Source organism: Streptomyces sp. MJM8645 (assembly GCF_001625365.1).
Taxonomy (GTDB): Bacteria; Actinomycetota; Actinomycetes; order Streptomycetales; family Streptomycetaceae; genus Kitasatospora.
Genome location: NZ_LJJF01000002.1, coordinates 48,283 through 68,164, shown reverse-complemented (window position 1 = coordinate 68,164; position 19,882 = coordinate 48,283). Strand labels below are relative to the sequence as shown.

The following is a 19,882-nucleotide window of genomic DNA, read 5'->3' as shown; positions in this document are numbered from 1 at the left end:
GGCCCGGCAGGAGGGCTCTTCCTCCCGGCGCGCGGCGGTGAGCGCAACGCTCGGCGGTGTCCTCACGGCGGCGGGGGCCGGTGGCTTCGTGGTCGTTCCGGTGGATCGCCGACCCCTTGAGCGGCGGCGGTGATGGCGTGCCAGCTGACGGGGAGGGTGAGCGGTGACTTGCTCGGGGATTCGTCGTCCCAGGCGGGTTCCTGTCCTTCGGCGAGGCGCAGTCGCGGGAAGCGGTCGAGCAGGGCTTCCAGTCCCACGGCCATCTGGGCCCGGGCCAGGTGCGCGCCGATGCAGTTGTGCGCACCCCGGCCGAAGGTGAGGTGCGGGTTCTCCGCCCGGCACAGGTCGAGCCGGTCGGCGTCGGTGAACACCCGTTCGTCGCGGTTGGCCGAGGCGAGGACGGGCAGAACGGCGTCGCCCGCGCGGATCCTGCGGTTGTGCAACTCGATGTCCTCGACGGCCTGGAGGATCACGACGCCGTTCATGACCGGTATGTACCGCAGGAGTTCCTCCACCGCGCCGGGTAGGAGGCCGCGGTCGTCGCGGAGCCGGGCGTATCGGTCGGGCGCGGTCAGCAGGGCCACCACGGCGTCGGCCAGGAACATGGTGCTCGTGCGGTAGCCGGCGACCAGCATCGAGAGCCCGAAGGTCACCACGCTCTCCCTGTCCAGGGTGCCGGGCCCGCACGCGTGGACCAGCCCGGTGAGGACGTCGTCGGCGGGCTCGCGCCGCTTGCGGTCGAGCAGTGACGCGATGTACTCGCGCAGTTCGGAGGTGACCTCGCGGCCCTCGTCCAGGGTGACCATCGCCCCGAGGGCGGCGTCCGCCCTGGGCAGGAAGTACTCGCGGTCCTCGTAGGGGATGCCCGCCAGCTCGCACATGGCCAGCAGCGGGAAGGGCTCCAGGAAGCCGCCGACCAGGTCGCCGGGCTGCCCGGCGGCCGTGAAGTCGTCCAGCAGCCCATCGGCCGACCGGCGCAGTCGGGGCAGCCGGTGCCGGACGGAACGGACGCTGAACGGTTCGGCCAGAGCGCGGCGCAGGGCCTCGTGGCGGGGGCCGTTCAGTTCCATCATCGTGATCAGGCCCGGCTCGTCGTCGGCGGCCCGGTCAGGTCGGGGAGGCCAGTCGTTGATGGTCGGCCGGATCAGCCGGGGGTCCGCGATCAGGTCCCGGACGTCCTCGTAGCGGGTGGCGTACCAGGCGGTGGCGCCGATCGGCAGCCGGACCTCCGCGAGCGGGCACTCCCGGCGCAGCCACCCGTACTGCGTGGGCGGGCCCATGGTGCCCGGCGGCGGCAGGGGCAGGTCGATGGCGGGCGGGTCGGCGGCGGGTTGCGGCGGTGAGCTGCTCACTGGCGGTGCTCCCTGGTCGCGTACGAGGTGATCGCGTACGAGGTGGCCGGGTGTGAGGTGGCCGGGTGTGAGGTGATCGCGTGCGAGGTGGCCGGTCGGGTCTCACCAGCTGACCGGGAGGGTCAGCGGTGACTTGGTCACGGATTCGTCGTCCCAGGCGGGTTCCTGTCCTTCGGCGAGGCGCAGCCGCGGGAAGTGGTCGAACAACGCCTCGACTCCCGCGGACAGTTCGGCGCGGGCCAGGTGGGCGCCGAGGCAGTTGTGGCCTCCTCGTCCGAAGGCGAGGTGGCCCCCGCGGCCCGTGGTCGCGCCGGCCCGCTCCAGGTCGAGCCGGTCGGCGTCGGCGAACACCCGCTCGTCGCGGTTGGCGGAGGCCGGTACGGGAATGACGGCGTCGCCCTCGCGGATCGTGCGCCCGTGCAGTTCGATGTCCTCGGTCGCCAGGAGGATCACGGTGCCGTTCATCACCGGCATGTAGCGCAGGAACTCCTCCACCGCGCCGGGCATCAGCTCCCGGTCGTCGCGCAGGCGGGCCCACAGGCCCGGCCGGTCGAGCAGGGTGTGCGCGGTGTCGGCCAGGAAGAAGCTGCTGATGCCGAAGCCGACGGTGAGCATGGACAGCCCGAAGGCCATCACGTCGTCGTGGGTCAGCTCGCCGTCGTCGCACCGGCGGACCAGCCGGGTCAGGACGTCGTCGCCGGGCCGGTCCCGCTTCCGGGCGATCAGTGCGGCGACGTACTCGCGCAGCAGGCCGGTGACCCGGCGGCCCTCCTGCGAGGTCACCATGCCGCCGAGGGCCGCGTCCAGCACCGGGAGGAACCGGTCCCGGTCCTCGAAGGGGATGCCCACCAGGTCGCAGAGCACGAGCAGGGGGAAGGGGTCGGTGAAGCCGGCGACCAGGTCGCCGGGCGGGCCGTTGTCCTCGAACGCCCGCAGCAGTCGCCCGGCCAGCCCGCGGATGCGCGGCAGGTGGTCGCGCACGGCCCGGGAGCTGAACGGTTCGGCCAACGCCCGGCGCAGGGCCGCGTGCCGGGGGCCGTCGAGTTCGGCGATCGTGACCAGGCGCGGCCCGTCGTCCGCGGGTTGCCCGGGACGTGGCGGCCAGTCGTTGATGGTCGGCCTGATCAGCCGGGGGTCCGCGAAGAGCATCCGGACGTCCTCGTGCCGGGTGGCGTACCAGGCGGTCGCGTCCATCGGCAGCCTGACCCTGGCCAGGGGGCAGTTCTCGCGCAGCCGCGCGGACTCCTCGGGCGGCCCCATGGTGCCCGGCGGCGGGAGCGGGAAGTCCAGGACGTCCGGCTCGGCGCCGGCCCCCCGCGCACCGGGCGGCCGTGCGCTCATGCCCGCGCCCCTTCCGGGTGGCGGGGGCAGGGGCGTTCGATGTAACCGGTGGTGTAGAAGTACTCCAGGTAGCGGTCCAGCAGCTCCGCGTCGACGGGAGGGCAGTGCAGGCCCGAGGTGGCCAGGTCGTGCTCGACGTTGGCCCGCCCGACGGTGGGGAAGGTGCCCTCGAAGTACATCTCCTTGACGGACATGTCGGCCTGCTTGCAGCGGTCCACGCACAGCGAGACGAACGGGGCCGTGGGGCTCGTGGGGTGCTGCGCGACGTGGCGGACGAGCTCGCCCACCCACTCCTCGTAGGGGAGCCGGGAGATCCGGTGGCCGGCCCTGTCCATCCGGTCGAGCATGTCGCACAGGCTCGCGGCGCGGGGGTTGGTCATGTGGTAGGTCCGGCGGGTGGCGCGGTGGGTGGTGGCGATGTGCACCAGGGCGTCGGAGAGGAAGTCCACCGGGACGAAGTCCAGCGGTAGCCGGATGTCGGGGGCGAGCCCGGTCTCGCTGATGGTCTTGAACAGCGAGCAGATCGCGGTGTCGGTGTTGCACGCGCCGGTGTGCCGGTCGCCGGTGATCTCGTACGGACGGTAGACCGCCACCGGCAGGCCCTGGTCCTGGTCCGCGGCGTCGCGCAGCACCTCCTCGGCGACCCACTTGCTCTCGGCGTAGCCCATGGTGAGCCCGTCGGCGTGGTCGAGCGGCAGGTCCTCGTCGACGTGCCGTACGCCGGCGGTTCCGAAGCCGGCGAGCACCGCGATGGTGGAGAGGAAGTGCACCGGCACCCGGCGCCCGGCCGCCAGTCGGATGAGCTCCCTGGTGCCTTCCACGTTGGTGCGGCGCAGCGCGTCGTACGGATAGATGAAGTTGACCTGCGCGGCCGAGTGGATCACCAGGTCGACGGTGTCGGCGAGTTCGTCGGCGCGGCCCGGTTCCAGTCCGAGGCCGGGTTCGGCGAGGTCGGCGGGGAGGCACACGATGCGGTCGGCGGCTTCGGGGGTGGCGAGGCCGAAGCGGGCGAGGTTGCGCATCACCTTCTGCCTGGCGTGGGCGGGGGCCCGGCTCCGCACCGGGCAGCACACCCGGGCGTCGGTGCGGCGCAGCAGCGCGTCCAGGAGGAAGGCGCCGACGAAGCCGGAGGCGCCGGTGAGTAGCACCTCCGCGGGGTGGTGCCAGTCCGGCTCCGGCCCGCGCGGTTGCGGGAGGGTGAAGCCCAGCCGTGCCTCGGCGCGGAAGTCCACCGGGCCCGCGTCGGCGTTCACCCTGCCGGGCGGGCCCTGGACGGCGACGACGGCGGCGGTGAAGTCCTCCAGTGTCGGGGAGCGCAGCAGGCTGTGGACGAGGGTGCGGCCGTGCCGGGCGTCGAGGCCGAAGGCGGCCAGCGCACGGGTGACGGCCTCGGCTGCCAGCAGGGAGTCGCCGCCGATGTCGAAGAAGCTGTCGCCCGGCGCCGGGTGCACACCCAGCACCACCTGCCAGATCCGGGCCACCGTGTCCTGCGGGCCGAACGCGGTGCCGTTCACCGCCGCCGGGACGGCAGCCTCCTCGGTCGCCGTCAGCCTGCGCAGCCGGGCGCGGTCGACCTTGCCCCCGGCCGTCACCGGGAACCGCGCGAGTTCCACCAGTCGCGCGGGCACCGCGGCCGCGGGCAGCCAGGTGGCGAGAGCGCTGCGGATGCGGTCCAGGGTCAGTGCCTGGCCGGGGCGGGCCGGGGTCACGTACCCGATCAGGGCGTCGCCCTCCCGTTCGACGACGGCCTCGCCCACCGCGTCGTCCGCCCGCAGCCGCGCCTCCACCTCGTCCGGCTCGATGCGGTGCCCGCGCAGTTTGATCTGCCGGTCCACCCGGGCCCGGTACTCCAGTACGCCGTCCGGGTGCCGGACCACGCGGTCACCGGTGCGGTAGAGGCGCGTACCGGGCTCGACGAGGTCGTCGACGAAGCGCTCGGCGGTCAGCCCGGGGTCGCCGAGGTACCCCAGGGCGAGCCCGTCCCCGCCGACGAGGAGCTCGCCCTCCTCACCGGTGTCGGCGAGCGTGCCGTCCGGGCGCAGCACGTGACAGGTGGAGTTCTCCAGGGGGAGGCCGATCGGCACGGCCGTCGCCTCGGGGGGCAGGTCGTGCAGCGCGTGTGCGGTGGACACCACGCTGTTCTCGGTCGGGCCGTAGAAGTTGACCACGGTGGTGTCCGGGCAGGCCGCCAGTATCGCGCGGGCCAGTTCCGCGTCCATCGCCTCGCCTCCGGCCGAGGCGAACCGCAGGGACCGCAGCGCCGAGGGCCTGGTGCGCGCGATGTGGTGGAACACCCCGGTGGTCAGGTAGGCGATGCTGACCCGCTCGGAGAGCAGCAGCGATTCCAGGGCGGTCGGCGACAGCAGTTCCTCCTGGTCGGCGATCACGATGCAGGCGCCGGCGAGCAGCGCGGGCCAGATCTCGATCGTGGAGGCGTCCGAGGAGAGGCCGTAGGCGTGCAGCACCCGCTCACCGGGCCGCGGCCGCTGCCGGACCAGGTCGGAGGCGGCCAGCCGGACGATGCCGCGGTGCGGGATCGCCACGGGTTTGGGGCGGCCGGTCGAGCCGGAGGTGAACATCACGTAGGCGCAGTCCGCGGGGAGCACCCGGGCCTGCGGCACCGCGGCCGGGGCGGTCGGGGTGGCCGGGGCGCTCGGAGCCAGGCCACCCAGGTCGATGCGGGAACGCACGCGCCGGATGCGGCGGGAGCTGCCGGGCAGCGTGACGACGGTGTGCACCCCCGCGTCCTCGGCCATCGCCTGCAGACGCGCGGGTGGTGAGGCGTCGTCGAGCGGGACGTAGGCCGCACCGGTCTTGAGGATGCCCAGGAACGCGACCAGCGCCTCCGGAGAGCGGGCCCCGCACACCCCGACCGTGTCGCCGTACCGCACGCCGGAGTCGTGCAGCCGGGCCGCCACCGCGTCGGAGCGGAGCTTGAGTTCGCCGTAGCTGATGCCGAGGCCGTGCTGTACGGAGGCGATGGCCCGCGGGCGGTGCACCGCCCGGGCGTCGAACAGCTCGTGGAGGCAGCGATCGCGTGGATACGGCACCGCCGCGGCGTGCTCGGCCGCCTCCTGATGCGTCGTTGCTCGGGTGTTCATCGGGACGTCACGCTCTCTGCCGCACACGGACCGCGCGCGGGAAGCTAGGGTTCGAACTCCTTGGCGAAGGCGGCGAAGTCGGCGGTCCGCCATCTCTCGGGCCTCATGCGGATGAGGACGTCGTCGGCCAGCTGCCGCCGGTTGGCGTCCAGGTACGCCGCCGCCGTGTCCGCGTCCAGATACCGGCGGGCCAGCTCCTCGCGTGCGGCCGACGGCAGCGGGTCCTCGACGGCCACCACCGGCCCCTCCACGCTGACGTAGCGGTAGGGCGCCGACTCGACCTGCGCGCAGAGGCTGAACCGGCCCGCGCTGCGGATGAGCCGGGCCTTCAGCGTCGTCCGTCCGGTCTGGATCGTCACCAGCCCGCCGGGCCGGTAGGAGTACCAGAGCGGGACGAGCAGCGGTCCGCCGCCGTCGCGCGCGTCGTCCACCCCCAGGATTCCCACGTGCGGGCCGGCGAGGAACGCCTCCCGGGCTTCGACCGACATCCTGAGATCCACTGGTACCGCCTCGATTCGGCAGGAGACGCATCCGGTATCGGCAGGAGACGCATCCGGTATCGATTCGCGCAAGGGAGGGTGAGCCGGCGGGGGCCTCCGGGCGGCCGGCGTGTGACCGCCGCAGGTCTGTGCGGGTCCTCGGTCCTTCTCGTCCGGTGCACACGGCCTTCGGGAACCCGGTGGGGCGGCCAGGGCAGGGCCGGGCTCTCTCCTCCACATTTCCACCACACCCGGGTGGCCCGCATCCCGGCGGCCGCGCACGCGGTGCCTCCGATCCCCCGCCGAAGCGCACGACGGGCGCTCCGGGGGGATCCTGCCAGTGTCGGCCGTCAGGTGGTTCCCGGCTGGTTCCAGGAGAAGGAGAGGCACATGAGGGCGGCCATCCGGGCCGAGGGCCTGGTGAAGGACTTCGGCGACGTACGGGCCCTGGACGGGGTCGACCTGGACGTGCCGGAGGGGACGGTGCTGGGCCTGCTCGGCCCCAACGGCGCCGGCAAGAGCACCACGGTACGGGTGCTCACCACCCTGGTGCGGCCCGACGCGGGCAGCGCCCACGTGGCGGGGGTGGACGTGCTCAAGCACCCCGGCCGGGTCCGCAGCCTGCTGGGCCTCTGCGGCCAGTACGCGGCGGTCGACGAGTACCTCACCGGCCGGGAGAACCTCCAGATGGTCGGCGAGCTCTACCAGATGCGGAGCAGGGACGCCAAGGCGCGCGCCCGGGAGCTGCTGGAGTGGTTCGACCTCGCCGAGGCGGCCGACCGGCCGGCCAGGACCTACTCCGGTGGCATGCGCCGCCGGCTCGACCTGGCGGCCGCGCTGGTGGTGCGGCCCCCGGTGATGTTCCTCGATGAGCCCACCACCGGTCTGGACCCGCGCAACCGGCTGGCGCTGTGGGAGGTCGTCGAGATGCTGGCCGCGGAGGGCACCACCCTGCTGCTCACCACCCAGTACCTGGAGGAGGCCGACCGGCTGGCGCACGACATCGTCGTGGTCGACCACGGCCGGGTGATCGCACGCGGATCCGCCGACGACCTCAAGACCAGGACCGGCGGCGAGCGGGTGGAGGTGGTGGTCCACGACCGCGAGCAGATCGGTGCGGCCGTCGCGGCGCTCGCCCCGTACGGTGGGGGCCCGCTCAGCGTGGAGCAGCACACCCGGCGAATCCTCGTGCCGGTGGGCGGGGGCGCCAGGGTGCTCGCCGACGTCATCCGCGAGCTGGACGGGCTGGGCGTCCTCATCGACGACATCGGCCTGCGCAGGCCCACCCTCGACGACGTCTTCCTCTTCCTCACCGGCCACGCGGCCGAGGAGAACGAGCTGGGAAAGCCGCCCCGGCCGGCTTCCGGGGCCGGGCGGCGCCGGTGGACACGGAACGCCCGTGGGAATTCCCGGCGGGGGCTTCGGCGCTCCCACCGGAAGTAGTAACTCCAGCGATGGTCGAAGCAGCGATGGTCGAAGCAGTGATGGTCAAGGGAGTGGAAACCATGGGACAGCTGGATGGGAAGGTCGCCCTGGTGACCGGGGGCTCGGCCGGGATCGGTCTCGCCGTCGTCCGTCGGTTCGCCGCCGAAGGTGCCACCGTCTACCTCACCGGCCGGCGCAAGGCCGAGCTGGACGAGGCCGTGGAAGCCATCGGCGAACGGGCCATCGGCGTCCAGAGCGATGTGTCGAATCTCGACGACCTCGACCGGCTCTTCGCGGCGATCGAGGCACGCAGCGGACGGCTGGACGTCGTGGTGGCCAATGCCGGCGTCGGCGAGCTCGCCCCGCTCGGGAAGATCACCGAGGAGCACTACGACAGGACCTTCGACATCAACGTCAGGGGGGTGGTCTTCACCGTCCAGAAGGCGCTGCCCCTGTTGCCGGACGGCGCCTCGGTGATCGTGCTCGCCTCCACCAACGCGTCGACGGGCGTCCAGGCGATGAGCGTCTACAGCGCCACCAAGGCCGCCGACCGCAACCTCGTCCGCACGTGGGCCGCCGAGCTCGCGGGCCGCGGCATCCGGGTCAACGCCATCAGCCCCGGCCCGATCGAGACTCCCGCCATCCGCAGTCTGCGCGCGGAGCAGGCGCCCGCGCTGGACGAGCTCGTCGCCAGGATTCCGCTGGGCCGGATCGGACGCCCCGACGAGGTCGCCGCCGCGGCCCTCTTCCTCGCCTCGGACCAGAGCTCCTTCACCACCGGAGCCGAACTCTTCGTCGACGGCGGCCTCAACCAGGTCTGACCGGCTCGGCGAGGCCGAGGGCGTAGGCGGTGCCGCCGCCGGGGGCGGGTTCGACGGTCGGTTCGCCGTTCACCGCCTCGACGAAGCCGCGTGCCACGATGAGGCCGGCGCCCTCGACGGCCGGGCCGGGGGCCGTCACCCGAGGTGGACCCCTCCGCCAGCTGGTCGAGATCCGGGCCACGAAGTCCCAGGTGGTGCTGCACTCGACCGTCCCCGACTCGGCCGGCACCCTGCGCGTGGCGATCCGCGCCGGCACCGCCCGGTGCCTGGGCCCCGGCCCGCAGGGTGACCAGCCGCTGCTGGCCACCCCGCTGCCGTGAACCCGCCGCGCCGGGCGGCATGGCGGGTCAGGGGCGGCGGTAGGCGAGGGCGGGGTGGGTGTCGGTGATCTGCAGGAGCCGGTCCCCGGTGTCGGTCAGCTCCACCACGGGCCCGGTCCGGCTTCGAGGTCGGCGATCGACCACCACACGTCGGCGCCCGGGCCTTCGTCCTCCAGGTCCTCCAGCTTGGCGACCCTGGCCGGGACGTCGGACAGCATCTCGACGACGGCCGGGTTCTCCTCGCCGGCCAGCCGCAGGTCCGCCACCGCCGAGCGGACCCCGGCGGCCGACGTGCCGACCAGGACCACCAGAGCAGCCGGGGGAAAGATCGCCAGCGCCGCTCCCACGCCCGGGCGCCAGCCGTCCGGGCCCGCCTGCTCCCCCCTCGTCGCCAAGGTCGAGCGCTCCTACGGTTTCACCCGTCCCGCCGGGGCGTAGGGCTACGCGACGGGCGGGTGGCGGGGATCCCAACTCCCGTCATCCGTCCGCCGGCGGGGTGGCAAATCCCTCTCAACTGGTGCCCCAACTAAGGGTTTTGGCCTGAACGCGCCTACGTCGCCTCCTCGGCGCCTGCCTACGCTCCCCTCGAACCCCGGCCGCTCCGGCCGTGGGACCGACCCAGGGGGAACACCCAATGCGTATTCGCCACGCCGTCGCCACGGTCACCCTCGCGGCGACCGCCGCGCTCACGATGAGCACCGCCGCCTCGGCCGCCCCGGCCCCGCGTCTCGCCTGCGGGGTGAGCGACCAGGGCCTCCCGGGCAACATCTACAACAACGGCGTCTACGTCGGCCAGGTCGAGCAGCAGTACGACAGCTGTAGCCAGACGGCGATCGCCCACTTCCAGTGGTCCGGCGGCTTCCAGGGAAACGGCTCCCAGGTCAAGGTGTACCTGATGGCGAGCAACGGCTACGCCGGCCAGGCGACCATCGGGGACCAGAGCAGCAAGGACGTCTACGGCTACGTCAACATCCACGCCACTTCCCCGGACATCTGGACGGCCATCGCGTCGCTCGACCAGATCTGCCCCGCCTACAGCACCCAGCACGACTACTCCAACGGCGCCTCCCTGGCGGGCCCACAGGACAGCAACTGCAGCATCCCCAACCCGTAGCCCGTAGCCCGCAGTCCACGCTCCCGGGCTTCCCGGCCGGGAAACCCGGGAGCGCGTCGGCACGCGGCATGGCAGGGTGAGCCCATGACCTCCCTCAGAAAGGGCGATGCCGCGTAGGCCGCCCGGCGCCCTGCGCGCCTAGACGCGGTACGCCCGGGGCTCGCAGCCCCGACCGTTCAGCCAGATCCGAGGCCTGCGGCGCAACGCCCAGGCCGCCGTACGACGCCTCGAAGCCCGGCGCTTCGAGCCCGGGTACCTGAGCAGGGCGCTTGGCCAGTACGAGGAATTCCTGCGCCAGCCCGGCCGGTGGCTGTACGTGCCCCTGCCGGACTGCCCCTGCCACGACGTCCTCGGCGCGCGCGACGAGATCGAGGCGATGCTCCCCGCCCTGCTACCGCGCGCCCGCTGCGAGTTGGGGCGGATCGTCGCCGGGCTCGACACAGAGTTCGAACGGCGCACGCTGCCGGACCCGTACGCCGCCCGGCGGCCGTCCTCCGTCCGGCCCGACGCGTCGAGGCGGCCATGGTGGGTACCGGCGGCTGACCGGGCCGTGAGGGGCTGTCACCCTGGTGGGCGTCGGTCGTTGCTGGTCCTGCCACCAGAAACACGAGGAGTGCGACTCCGCCTCCAGCTCAAGCCGACGCTCAGCTTGTGATGTATCGTCCGGCTTCGAACAGGTGGGCCGGGTGATCACTCGTCCGGGTGTTCCCGGGACGGCGGTGCGGCCTTCGCGTGGTCCTGAACTCGACCAAGAGGAACGGGATTTGACGCGAAGACCGTGATGGTGAGTCTGGGTGAGTCTGGTGGAACAGGGCGGGCAGTGCGAGCCGTTCGCGGAACTGTCACGCTTCCGGGGGGTCTTCTGCGACTGCCTGAGTGGACCAATCCGGGCCGGCCGGAGCGCCACGCCTACCCCACTGCGCACTCAGCAGGAGAGGAGCTTCCGCTGGAGATGACGGTCTATCGCCGCTACCGCACGGTGCCCCGCTTCGCGATCGACCTGAGCGGCAACCGGGACGGCACCATCCTCACCGCCTACGCCGCAGAGCTGCCCGATGTGATGGACCTGATCGCCCGTTGGGCGCCGGCCGTGCAGGCCCTGGCCGCAGCCGCTCTCGGCCCCCACCCCCAGGACGGCGGTCGGTGAGCGCCCGCAAGCTCACCAGCGGTGGGTTGGTGCTGTCGGCCGTCGGCGACGGCCTGGGTGGCGATCCCGCCGACCGCCGCGGCCTCCAGTACGGTGCCGGTTCCCTGCTGGGCGTCGGCGAGGCGTTCAGTGATGATGGTGGGCCGCACGACCGGCGGCCCACCATCAAGTGCGTTCCGGCGGCTCAGTAGAGGACTACGGAGAGCCGTGCCGGGCCGGTCTCGGTGGTGGTGTCGCAGAAGTAGACGATGGCCTGGTGGCTGTTCACATACGCCTGGCCGGCCGCGTGGCAGGCGGCGGCGGTCGGGTATATGCCGATGTAGGTGTAGGTGGACGCCTGGGCGGTCGGGGCGGCGATCAGGGCGCCGCCGGCCACGACCCCGGCCACGGCCACAGCGGAGAATGCCTTGCGAAGAGACATGAGTGGTCTTCCTCCCAATGGTGAGCGCCGGGGCCCGTGCCCCTGCGCTTCGCCGAGGAGCCTCCTCCGAATGTGAAGGCGAGGCAATGGTCGAGACCAATTTCGACCGGAAGCGGTGTGGTGTTTCTGTGACGGCGCAGGTCATGGGCACGCCTGACGGACTGGCGATCGTCTTCCGGACAGTTCTTGCACTGTCCGGAACCTGACAGTCCGCTTTGCCTGATTCGCCAGTATGGTCCCAGGCCGTTTCCCTGGTAGGAGCGCTTTCACGCCCGGGCTGGGACAGTGTTGGGACCTCCGGCCCGGTCGGCTGGCTACCGGCCGGGTGCGGCGTCCTCGATGGCGGTGAGCAGGCGGACGAGGACGGCGCCGGCGGCTTCGCGGGTGGCCGGGTCGGGGTCGTCCAGCTGCGGGGCGATCAGCTCGACGGCTGCGGCGAGCACCGGCACGGGGACGGTCGCCTCGCGCAGGTGCAGGAGCTGGGGGGCGGCCCGCTCGCCGGGCGTGGCCTTGGCGCGGGCGTCGTGGATCAGGGCGCTGATCCCGCGGGGCAGGGGCTGGGTGTTGGTCACCCGGCTCATTCTCCCGTCAGCTGAGCGGTGGTGATCACCACGGTCGGTCGTCCGCGCCCAGGCTCCTCAGGCGAGGTCGGTGTCAGGTTTTGCTCGGCACTACCTGCGCGTTGTCGAGGTGCAGGCGCAGCGTGCCGTCGACCGGACATCGCAGGCCGACCGACACACGGCGGACTTGGCCGTCCGCGTCGAGGGCGAGTGCGACTGCGGCCTGGAACACGTCGTGCCCGGCTGGGCACGTGATGTCGGCTGGCTTGCGGAAGGCGTTGCTCAGTCGCGGGCGTGAAGGAGTGGATTCCGCGAGTTCCCAGGTGGATCCGTCTGCGTGAACATCTCCGTCCGCTATGCCGAGCGGCAGGCAGCAACCCTCACAGAAGCACTCGTCCGCGGTCACTTCGAACTGGTCCCAGTCGCACCACGGGCAGACGAGGGGCGTGATCACCATCTGCCCGTGCTGTTCCGGGACGGCGGCCTGGCTCAGCATCGACAGCAAGCCGCTGCCCGCCGCCATCGCCTCGCCTGCCGGTCCGGTGCTCCACGCGCCTCTGTCTTCCACCTTCGTGATCCTTGCATGGCCTGAGGTGGGGCAGTCCTGCGGGCCTGCCTTCCGTATCACCGATCAAGATCAAGTGATAGAAACCCACCGGCCGTCAAGATCATTTGGCAAACGGTCAAGATCACCTGCTACGGGACAGTGAGCGAGCGAGCTTTTGCGCTTGCCCCGCGCCAAATGATCTTGATCGACGGCGGGTTCCTCTGTTCGCGTCATGGCCAACCGGTACAACTTGCTGACCTTGCGGCTATGAAGCGATGTTTCGGTGGGGGACCCCAAGTGCCTAGATTCGTTTAGGAGTTCCGTTTGCAGGCGTTCCTGTGCGAGTACGGTGTGGGGGTTGGGGCGCCGCGGGGGCGACCAGTTCTTCTGGCTGATGCGGGGCCCGGATCCGGACCGATGGCCGGTCGCTGCCAAGTTCGACTCGATGCGGCAGTGGGATCTGTTCGAGGGTGGCTTCGTGGAGTTCCTGCTGGCGGCGGTGACGAAACAGCATCCGTACCACGGGGACATTGTCCCCGGCGGGATGAAGGAGGTCGATGACGGCCGCGCCTATCGCTTCGGGGGTGACTGGTCGAAGCAGCTTCTGGAGTGAGCCCACGAACATGGTCAACGGCCAGGTCGGGGTGCTGCTGAAAGTCCTCGGACGGCCGGGGAACTGTACGACGTGGAGTCCCCCCGAGGGCTGGACGGTAGATCACCTGCCCGCGCGCCACACCACCGGCGTTGCCTGCCCACCGCCGTCTCGCCAGCACCGTGGCCGAAGCGCTGTACACAGCCCTGAAACGCGTCGGCCTGCCGCCGTGCTGACGGCGCCGGCAGCGGGTGGAAGCCGATCCTCCCGCCCGCTGACTCCGCTCACCCGGAAGGGGGAGGCGCCGTCAACCTCGCTCGCCAGGATCGGCGGCGAGGCGGCCGAGCATCGCCATCACGGTGATCCGCGCGTCCTTGTCGTTCGTCACCGTGCAGTGGGCATCGACGCCTCGCGCGTCCGGTGCTTCATTCGGATCGGTCAGGCCGATCCGGATCAGGTCGACGGCATACTCGCGGCACTGGGAGTAGTCCTCTGCGGCGCGGACCGCCTCGACGTGGTCGATGTGGCCGGGGTCCGCAGCGCGCAGCAGCGCGGGGGTGGGCAGCGGGCCCAGTGCCTCTTCGATCCATTCCGAGACGGTCTCCCGGGGGCAGCCCTGTTCCAGCCGCGAAGTGCTCGCCGCGGTGAGCGCCAGGTGGATGAGGAGTGTCCCGAACCAGTTGGCGGCCTCGGCCGGGGGCGTGTCCGTGCCCGTCGGCGGCATCACGGCGCGGTACAGCGCAGCGGGGTCATCGGTGTGTGCGGCGGCGGCGACCGCCTTCACGGCGCTACCGAGGGCAGCCTGGTCGATGGTCACGTCGGTGCTTCTTTCCCTAGTCGGCAGCCGTCAACTTACCGCTCCGGCGCGGTCGAAGGACCCGTTAACGGACATTCTGTGGAATCAGCTCTGTCGAGCAGTGGTCGTCATCCGGTGGCTGTCGCGATCTGCTGTCCGGCTGCTGTGGCTGCTGCTCGTGCAGCGGCCTCTTCAACCTGGCGTCGGCCGGATTCACCTCGGCTCTAGATGAATGCGCGCCAACGACGTGGCGCGTCGCTGCTCCCGGAAATCGGTGGAGGGCCGGGGATCCTGTGGATCATCGCGCCGGCCGGTTCGTTCAAGCAGAGTCTTTGCACGAGAGGAAAGACCGGTGAGGTCATCCAGTATGTGCATCCTGCACTTCTTTTCCCAAGACAAGGGTATGGATTCGCAGGACCGCACGGTACCCGGTCGAAGTGCTTCGATGCAGTTCGAACCCCCAGCGGCCGTGGCCGTCGCGGGTTCAACATGGGCCTCCCGGACGGCACTCTCGGGGGCGGGCGGCCACGTTGACGATCGGCAATAGCGTCGCGGTGGCTGGGTCGCCGCTCCGGCCCGAGACACGGCCGGGCCGGCGGTGCGCAGCGGCCTTCGGCCCGGGCCCTGGGCGAAGGCCGCCGAGTGCTACTGAGTGTTATCGGGGCAGGTGCGGCCGGTCGCCGGGCTCCTGGGTGGGGAACCGTTGGCCCGCGCCCGGAAGGGCGGGCGCCGGATAGTTCGCCACCTCGTACTTGGCCAGTTCGAGCTGCTCGGCGGTCGGGGGCAGCGCCGGGGCCCTGCACGCGCCGCCGTTGAACTGGAAGGCGGAGGTCAGGTCCCCGAAGGCGTTGCGACGCCAGTCGGTGACGGTGGCCGACCGGACTCCGGTGAACCGCTCCAGGAACTGCAGCACCGAGGTGTGGTCGAAGGCCTCGCCGGCGACCCAGCCGCCCACCGTCCAGGGCGAGATGATGATGCACGGCACTCGGAAGCCGCCGCCGATCGGCAGGCCGCCGACGAACTCGCCCGGCGTCGCGGCCGGGGGCGCCGGCGGCGGCACGTGGTCGAACAGCCCATCGTTCTCGTCGTAGTTGAGGATGAACACCGTCTTCGCCCAGACCTCGGGGTTCGACGCGACCGCCTCGATCTTGGAGGCGACGTAGTCGGCACCGGCGGCGGGCAGGTAGTCCGGGTGCTCGGACTGGTAGCTGGTCGGCAGGATCCAGGAGACGGCGGGAAGCCGGTTGTTGCGCGCGTCGTCCTCGAAGGTGCCGGCCGGCCGGGCGGTCATGCCCTTGCGGTGCAGTGCGCTGCCGGGCGAGGCCTGCTGGAAGCTCTTGAAGAGCGAGAGCATGTTGGTGCCGTAGTTGTCGGCTTCCTGGTAGACCTGCCAGCTGACGCCGGCCGCCTCCAGCTGTTCGGGGTAGGTCTTCCAGGTCAGCGGCTCGGGCGCCGAGTTCTTGATGATCGGGCCGCCCTGGCCGCCGTCGGCTCCGATCGAACCCGTCATCCAGTACAGCCGGTTGGGCCAGGTCGGTCCCTGGACCGAGCAGAAGTAGTTGTCGCAGATGGTGAACGACTCGGCCAGGGCGAACTGGAAGGGGATGTCCTCCCGGGTGTAGTACCCCATCACGTACGGGCCGTTGACGCCGTCGGCGGACCGGTGCGCGGGCAGCCACCGGTCCATCTTCCCGCCGTTCCAGGCCCGGTGCTGCACCGACCAGGAGTGGCTGGTGGACGGGATCGCCTGGGCGCTCGTGGTGCGGGTGTCCAGGTGGAACGGCAGCAGGTAGCCGTCCGGGTTGACGCTGTCGGGCTGGTAGAACACCGAGCGCCCGTTGTCCAGCCGCAGCGCGTTCGGGTCCGCGAAGCCGCGAACACCGGCCAGCGTGCCGAAGTAGTGGTCGAAGGACCGGTTCTCCTGCATCAGCAGGACCACGTGCTCGACGTCCCGCAGCGAACCGGCCTTCGGCACCCCCGCCGCTACCGCCCGCTGGACACTCGGTGGCAGCAGGCTCATCGCCGCTGCCGCTCCCATCGCGCCGGCCGCCGATCCCAGCAGCCTCCGTCGGGTTATTCCGGACATCAGCCCTACCCTCTCCGTCGCGCCGGTGCGCGTGCGGGATGTCACCGCACCGGACTACCTGTGGCTTTCCCCCAGGAGCTCCGAGGCAGTGGAGATGACGGATGAACAGCCAAGGAATGTCAGGTACCCGCCAGGCGCTGTAGCCGCCCCCGCACCCCACTGCTGGCAGCTCCCAAGGAATGTCCGAACGCCGGGCGGGGGCGGCCCGTACGGCGATGGCCAGGCGGTGCATCACCCGGTCCGAGCGGGGCCGGCCGAGGACCATCGCCCTTCTCCCATCTCCCACTGCCCGGTCGCGATCAATCTGACGACCACGTTGGTGCCGCCCAGACCCGAAGACAAGCGACGTCACTACTGCCCGATAGACCCGGAAACGACAAGTTCGCGGAAGCGTTCAGCGAACGGAGCTCCTGGAACGCATGGGACAGGTGGGCCTCCGGGGCACGGTCACCTGGTTGCCGAGGCCCTGGTGCGCGGGGTGGCGGCCGGGCAGGCTAGTTTGTCCGGGTGAGTCTCCTCGATGATGTGGCCAAGCGCGACGGCTGGCGATGCTGGGTGTGCGACGAACCGGTCGACCCCGACAAGTCGGTGAACGATCCCAGGGGGCCCAGCGTTGACAGCCGGACCGCCGACCGGAAGGCCAAGGTCGCCGAGCGGCTCGCGCACCGCGCGTGCAACAGCCGCAAGGGCGCGGTCAAGGTGGTCATCGCCTGGCCGGACCGCCTGTACGTGGCCGAACCCGCGCCGCTGATCACCGTTGCCGCGAGGCTGGAGCGCAAGGGCGGCCGCGAGATGGTGGGCCGTTGTCCGACCAGGCAGGACGCCCAGGAAGCGGCGGATTGGCTGGTGGACCGGTTCTCCCGACTGGCGCCGGGGCTGCCGGTGACCGCCGACATCGAGGCGGGCGGCGGCCAGTTCCTCGTCATCCTGGCCACCGGCCGCCGCTGACCGGGGACCACCAGCGCACACTCGCGCCGAGCTGAACCGTCGGCCCACATCGACCCGCCCTGACGAAGGCTCACCCACGACAGCGACCCTGCGGTGCGAGTAGCGGCTCAGGATCTGCTGGCCGCGATCGACAGCCACCTGGGCGAGTCCTGCTGCCGGGCCTGACACAAGAGCCTTCCTTGGCACTCCGGTGTCGGCCGTCGGCCTGGTGGTGCTTCTCGCTGCCCGTCTGGGATCTCCGGGGATCGCTCGACGCCGGCCTTGTCCCGGGCCCGATGCGTCCCCGGCTGCGGTCGCCGTCCGGGACCACGGGGGCCTCCGGACGAGAGGCAGCCACCGGACGGCTTCTGTCGGTGACGGGTGATAGATGTTCACCAGGGCCGGGTGACATGGCAGACAGGGGGAGGGCGCAGTGTCGGATGTGGTGATGTGCGGTCCGTTGGGAGATATCGCGCGGCAGGCAGGGCTGCAGGACGGTATCCACACCGAGGACGTCTATGCGGCGGCCCTGTGCTGGTGGGCAGCCGCCGTGGCCCCCTCGGCGGTCCTGCCGGTCGGCCACATGGAATGGCCTTGTCTGGTGTGGGGAGCCTTCCTGACCGACGACGCCCGGCCTCCACTGGTCACGGCCCTGGCCGCGGCCGGTATGGACTCCAGCCGTTTTCGCCGGCTCACCAGCCACCACGACATCACCACAACGGACAGGCTGCGGGCCGCTTGGCGCCGGTCCGCCCGGAGTACCCGGCCCGGCACCGGCTTCTCTCTGCTGCTCACCGGCAGCCCTGTCAAGCACCGCCCATCGAGGACGTTTTCCGATGACTCCCTCGCGTACGCGTTGCGTACGGCCTGGGACGGCGACGAGTACCGCAACCTCGAACATCAGCGTCGTTCGCGCGCGGGCGGCCAGGCGGGGGAGGCCCCCAAGATCGGGGTGCTGTGGGAGATGCCAGCGGGCGACTGGAGGTACAGAGCACAGACGGAAGCGGCCTCCTCCAGCAGATTCCTGGTCTTCCGCCGGAAAGAGGTAATCCCCGGCGCCACGCTCCCCGGCCGCCGGATAGTGCCGGTGGCTTCCCAGGCCGTCGAGGGCCTCGCCCGGATCTACGACAGCCTGTCGCACCAACAGGTGCAGTTCACGATGACGGGTGAGGCCGCCGCGAAGTTCTGGCCGGTCCAGCTCAGCGCTGCTCGCTTCGACGACCAGGAGTCCCTGCCGGAGGACCAGTTCGTCCGACTGGACGCCCACACCCACCGGATCGCGGCAGCGCTCGCCCTCGCCGAGGACACGGACGTGATCACCGGCGGCCACATCGAGGCGGCATGGTCCCTGGTTGCTCGTTCCGGCCGGGATCGGGCCCGATTGCTCTGCCCTGATGCCCTGGACCTCGTCGGCGGCATTCTCGACGAGATCGGCGGGCAGGTCCGGACCGCGACCGGCTCGTCGCAGGCCCTGCCGCTGGGAGAACTGTTCCCGCCGGGTGGTCCCCATGCCGTCAGCGCGCCCGCCGCGGTGCCCGCCAGCGGGGTAAGGGACAGGAAGGGCCGGGTCAGGCGTGACGGGGCGGTCGTTCAGGACGTCAAGGACTGGTACGGCAACCAGTGCCAGATGTGCGGCAGCGTCCTGGGAATCCCGGGACCACGCCAGACGATCAGCGAAGGTGCTCATATCCGCCCGCTGAGCCAAGGCGGACCCGACTACACTGGCAACGTCCTGTGCCTGTGCCCGAACTGCCACACGCAGTTCGACCAGGGCGGCCTCTACCTGACCGACGACCTGCGCGTCGTGGAAACGGTGACCGGCACAGTGCGGCAGCGTCTGGAAACGGAGCCCGGCCATGACGTCGGCCTGGAGTACGTTCGCTGGCACCGTGCGCGATGGGCACGGTACATCCAGCCCGTCAGGCAGACGCGCGGAGGGCGCTGACGGACGCTATGCCATTGCGGAGAGGCGGAGTTCGCGGGCTATGGCCGCGCAGCTGTCCGTTGCCAGCGACCGGCTGGGCTCGTTTGATGCGGGGCCGGCTGCACGGCCAGAACCGGGCGGCTCGCCCACACGGCTACGGGGCTGCCGAACGGTGACGGTCGTCGACCTCCAGTACCACCCGGATCACGGTGTGCCGGCGCTGCTGATGGAGCTGGAGGACCCAATCACCTGCCCCGAACTCCTACGGCTGCTGCGGCTACTCGTCCTGCCACCGCCCGCCTCGACGGCCGGATCACGCGGCAGCCGGGGCGTCGGCGTTGGTCAGCCCGAGAGTCGGACCCGCTGGAGGAGCCACTGCGTATCCTCGCTGTCAGCCCGGGAGGCCCAGCAGGTCGCGTAGGGCCTGGTCCTCTCGGACGGCGCCGGGTGGAGCCGTCCGTTCGAGGGCGGCCACGAGTCGCTGCCGGTCCCGCCGCCGCACGGCCAGTAGCGGGATCCGGCAGTGTGCCCCGGTGTGGCTCTCGAGCCGGAGGGTGTGCGGCCCCCGGCCGGCGTCCGCCTCGGCCGTCACCGAGCGCAGCTCCGCCAGCGGGACGGAGGTGCGGTGCAGGCCTCGGCGGACGGTGATCCGGCCGCGGCCGACGGTGACGGAAAGGAGGAGCACCAGCGCGGGCGCGAGGGCGCTCACGACCGCCGCGGCGGCGTACACCGGGGCCGTGGGGCCGCCGTCGAGCGCCTTGGGCAGGGAGATCAGCAGGCCGCCCGCCGTGAGGGGCATTCCGAGGAGCGGGTTCGGCCGCACGGAGATCGGCGCGGACGGGGGTAACGCCTTGTCGGTCATGTGCCGTTCCTGTCGTCGAGAGGTACGGAGCGCGAGCCACCGCGAGCGGCGGGCCGCCCCCGCGAGG

At 71.5% G+C, this 19,882-nt stretch carries 21 protein-coding genes; 9 read left to right on the top strand and 12 right to left on the bottom strand.

The genetic code is table 11. From position 1 onward, the window contains the following. Positions 1–62: 62 nt before the first annotated feature. The 4 genes from A6F73_RS31290 to A6F73_RS31275 all read right to left on the bottom strand — a co-directional run bounded on the left by A6F73_RS31290 (position 63) and on the right by A6F73_RS31275 (position 6,282). Positions 63–1,352, bottom strand: coding sequence for a cytochrome P450 (locus tag A6F73_RS31290; RefSeq protein WP_244293769.1), 1,290 nt, complete (start codon positions 1,350–1,352; stop codon positions 63–65). 102 nt (positions 1,353–1,454) lie between these two features. Beyond that, a complete protein-coding gene (locus A6F73_RS31285; protein WP_063351753.1) occupies positions 1,455–2,693 on the bottom strand; it encodes a cytochrome P450 in 1,239 nt (412 codons plus the stop codon). Continuing rightward, the gene (locus A6F73_RS31280; RefSeq protein WP_063351752.1) at positions 2,690–5,794 is read right to left on the bottom strand and encodes an amino acid adenylation domain-containing protein; all 3,105 of its coding nucleotides are present in this window, start codon (positions 5,792–5,794) and stop codon (positions 2,690–2,692) included. The genes A6F73_RS31285 and A6F73_RS31280 overlap by 4 nt, the downstream gene beginning before the upstream one ends. Before the next feature lie 44 nt (positions 5,795–5,838). Next, entirely contained in the window at positions 5,839–6,282 is a 444-nt protein-coding gene (locus A6F73_RS31275; RefSeq protein WP_063351751.1) for a pyridoxamine 5'-phosphate oxidase family protein, read from the bottom strand. Between the two features lie 381 nt (positions 6,283–6,663). Between A6F73_RS31275 and A6F73_RS31270 the strand changes: the two genes are divergently transcribed. Then, complete coding sequence (locus A6F73_RS31270; protein WP_063351750.1) at positions 6,664–7,716, top strand: ATP-binding cassette domain-containing protein; 1,053 nt, start codon at positions 6,664–6,666, stop codon at positions 7,714–7,716. Positions 7,717–7,778: 62 nt separating this feature from the next. Further along, positions 7,779–8,519, top strand: a complete 741-nt coding sequence (locus A6F73_RS31265) for an SDR family oxidoreductase (protein WP_063351749.1) — start codon at positions 7,779–7,781, stop codon at positions 8,517–8,519. Here the strand turns inward: A6F73_RS31265 and A6F73_RS42320 are convergent. Beyond that, positions 8,506–8,658: a hypothetical protein gene (locus A6F73_RS42320; RefSeq protein WP_167745905.1), complete on the bottom strand. Its 153-nt coding sequence runs from the start codon at positions 8,656–8,658 to the stop codon at positions 8,506–8,508. The two genes, A6F73_RS31265 and A6F73_RS42320, sit on opposite strands and share 14 nt — an antisense overlap. A gap of 52 nt (positions 8,659–8,710) precedes the next feature. On the opposite strand from A6F73_RS42320, the gene A6F73_RS44190 reads away from it, so the two are divergent. Then, positions 8,711–8,839 carry a hypothetical protein gene (locus tag A6F73_RS44190; protein WP_279634962.1) on the top strand — a complete coding sequence of 43 codons (129 nt, stop codon included), beginning with the start codon at positions 8,711–8,713 and terminating at the stop codon, positions 8,837–8,839. A 95-nt stretch (positions 8,840–8,934) separates the two neighbouring features. Here the strand turns inward: A6F73_RS44190 and A6F73_RS31260 are convergent, their stop codons facing one another. Then, positions 8,935–9,234: a hypothetical protein gene (locus A6F73_RS31260; RefSeq protein WP_159398610.1), complete on the bottom strand. Its 300-nt coding sequence runs from the start codon at positions 9,232–9,234 to the stop codon at positions 8,935–8,937. Between the two features lie 239 nt (positions 9,235–9,473). Between A6F73_RS31260 and A6F73_RS31255 the strand changes: the two genes are divergently transcribed. From A6F73_RS31255 to A6F73_RS31245, 3 genes are all read left to right on the top strand, one after another. Continuing rightward, positions 9,474–9,953, top strand: a complete 480-nt coding sequence (locus A6F73_RS31255; protein ID WP_063351747.1) for a hypothetical protein — start codon at positions 9,474–9,476, stop codon at positions 9,951–9,953. 952 nt (positions 9,954–10,905) lie between these two features. Next, positions 10,906–11,100, top strand: coding sequence for a hypothetical protein (locus A6F73_RS31250; protein ID WP_063351746.1), 195 nt, complete (start codon positions 10,906–10,908; stop codon positions 11,098–11,100). Continuing rightward, on the top strand, positions 11,097–11,291 hold the full coding sequence (locus A6F73_RS31245) for a hypothetical protein (RefSeq protein WP_063351745.1): 195 nt from the start codon (positions 11,097–11,099) through the stop codon (positions 11,289–11,291). The genes A6F73_RS31250 and A6F73_RS31245 overlap by 4 nt, the downstream gene beginning before the upstream one ends. Here A6F73_RS31245 and A6F73_RS31240 read toward each other — a convergent pair. The 3 genes from A6F73_RS31240 to A6F73_RS31230 all read right to left on the bottom strand — a co-directional run bounded on the left by A6F73_RS31240 (position 11,285) and on the right by A6F73_RS31230 (position 12,649). Next, on the bottom strand, positions 11,285–11,521 hold the full coding sequence (locus tag A6F73_RS31240) for a hypothetical protein (protein ID WP_063351744.1): 237 nt from the start codon (positions 11,519–11,521) through the stop codon (positions 11,285–11,287). The genes A6F73_RS31245 and A6F73_RS31240 overlap by 7 nt on opposite strands. A gap of 314 nt (positions 11,522–11,835) precedes the next feature. Further along, entirely contained in the window at positions 11,836–12,093 is a 258-nt protein-coding gene (locus A6F73_RS31235; RefSeq protein ID WP_063351743.1) for a hypothetical protein, read from the bottom strand. A gap of 82 nt (positions 12,094–12,175) precedes the next feature. After that, entirely contained in the window at positions 12,176–12,649 is a 474-nt protein-coding gene (locus A6F73_RS31230) for a hypothetical protein (RefSeq protein ID WP_159398609.1), read from the bottom strand. A gap of 337 nt (positions 12,650–12,986) precedes the next feature. On the opposite strand from A6F73_RS31230, the gene A6F73_RS31225 reads away from it, so the two are divergent. Further along, positions 12,987–13,241, top strand: coding sequence for a hypothetical protein (locus A6F73_RS31225; protein WP_159398608.1), 255 nt, complete (start codon positions 12,987–12,989; stop codon positions 13,239–13,241). 286 nt (positions 13,242–13,527) lie between these two features. Here A6F73_RS31225 and A6F73_RS31220 read toward each other — a convergent pair whose 3' ends face one another. Both A6F73_RS31220 and A6F73_RS31215 read right to left on the bottom strand, forming a co-directional pair. Then, a complete protein-coding gene (locus A6F73_RS31220; protein WP_063351740.1) occupies positions 13,528–14,037 on the bottom strand; it encodes a hypothetical protein in 510 nt (169 codons plus the stop codon). Between the two features lie 634 nt (positions 14,038–14,671). Beyond that, entirely contained in the window at positions 14,672–16,102 is a 1,431-nt protein-coding gene (locus A6F73_RS31215) for an alkaline phosphatase family protein (RefSeq protein WP_063351739.1), read from the bottom strand. A gap of 507 nt (positions 16,103–16,609) precedes the next feature. Between A6F73_RS31215 and A6F73_RS31210 the strand changes: the two genes are divergently transcribed. Together A6F73_RS31210 and A6F73_RS39705 are read left to right on the top strand one after the other, a co-directional pair. Beyond that, positions 16,610–17,050 (top strand): hypothetical protein, encoded by a 441-nt coding sequence (locus A6F73_RS31210; protein ID WP_063351738.1) that lies wholly within the window; start codon positions 16,610–16,612, stop codon positions 17,048–17,050. Positions 17,051–17,462: 412 nt separating this feature from the next. After that, a complete protein-coding gene (locus A6F73_RS39705; protein WP_244293767.1) occupies positions 17,463–18,974 on the top strand; it encodes an HNH endonuclease in 1,512 nt (503 codons plus the stop codon). A gap of 370 nt (positions 18,975–19,344) precedes the next feature. Here A6F73_RS39705 and A6F73_RS31195 read toward each other — a convergent pair whose 3' ends face one another. Next, positions 19,345–19,815, bottom strand: a complete 471-nt coding sequence (locus A6F73_RS31195) for a hypothetical protein (protein ID WP_063351736.1) — start codon at positions 19,813–19,815, stop codon at positions 19,345–19,347. Between the last annotated feature and the right edge of the window lie 67 nt (positions 19,816–19,882).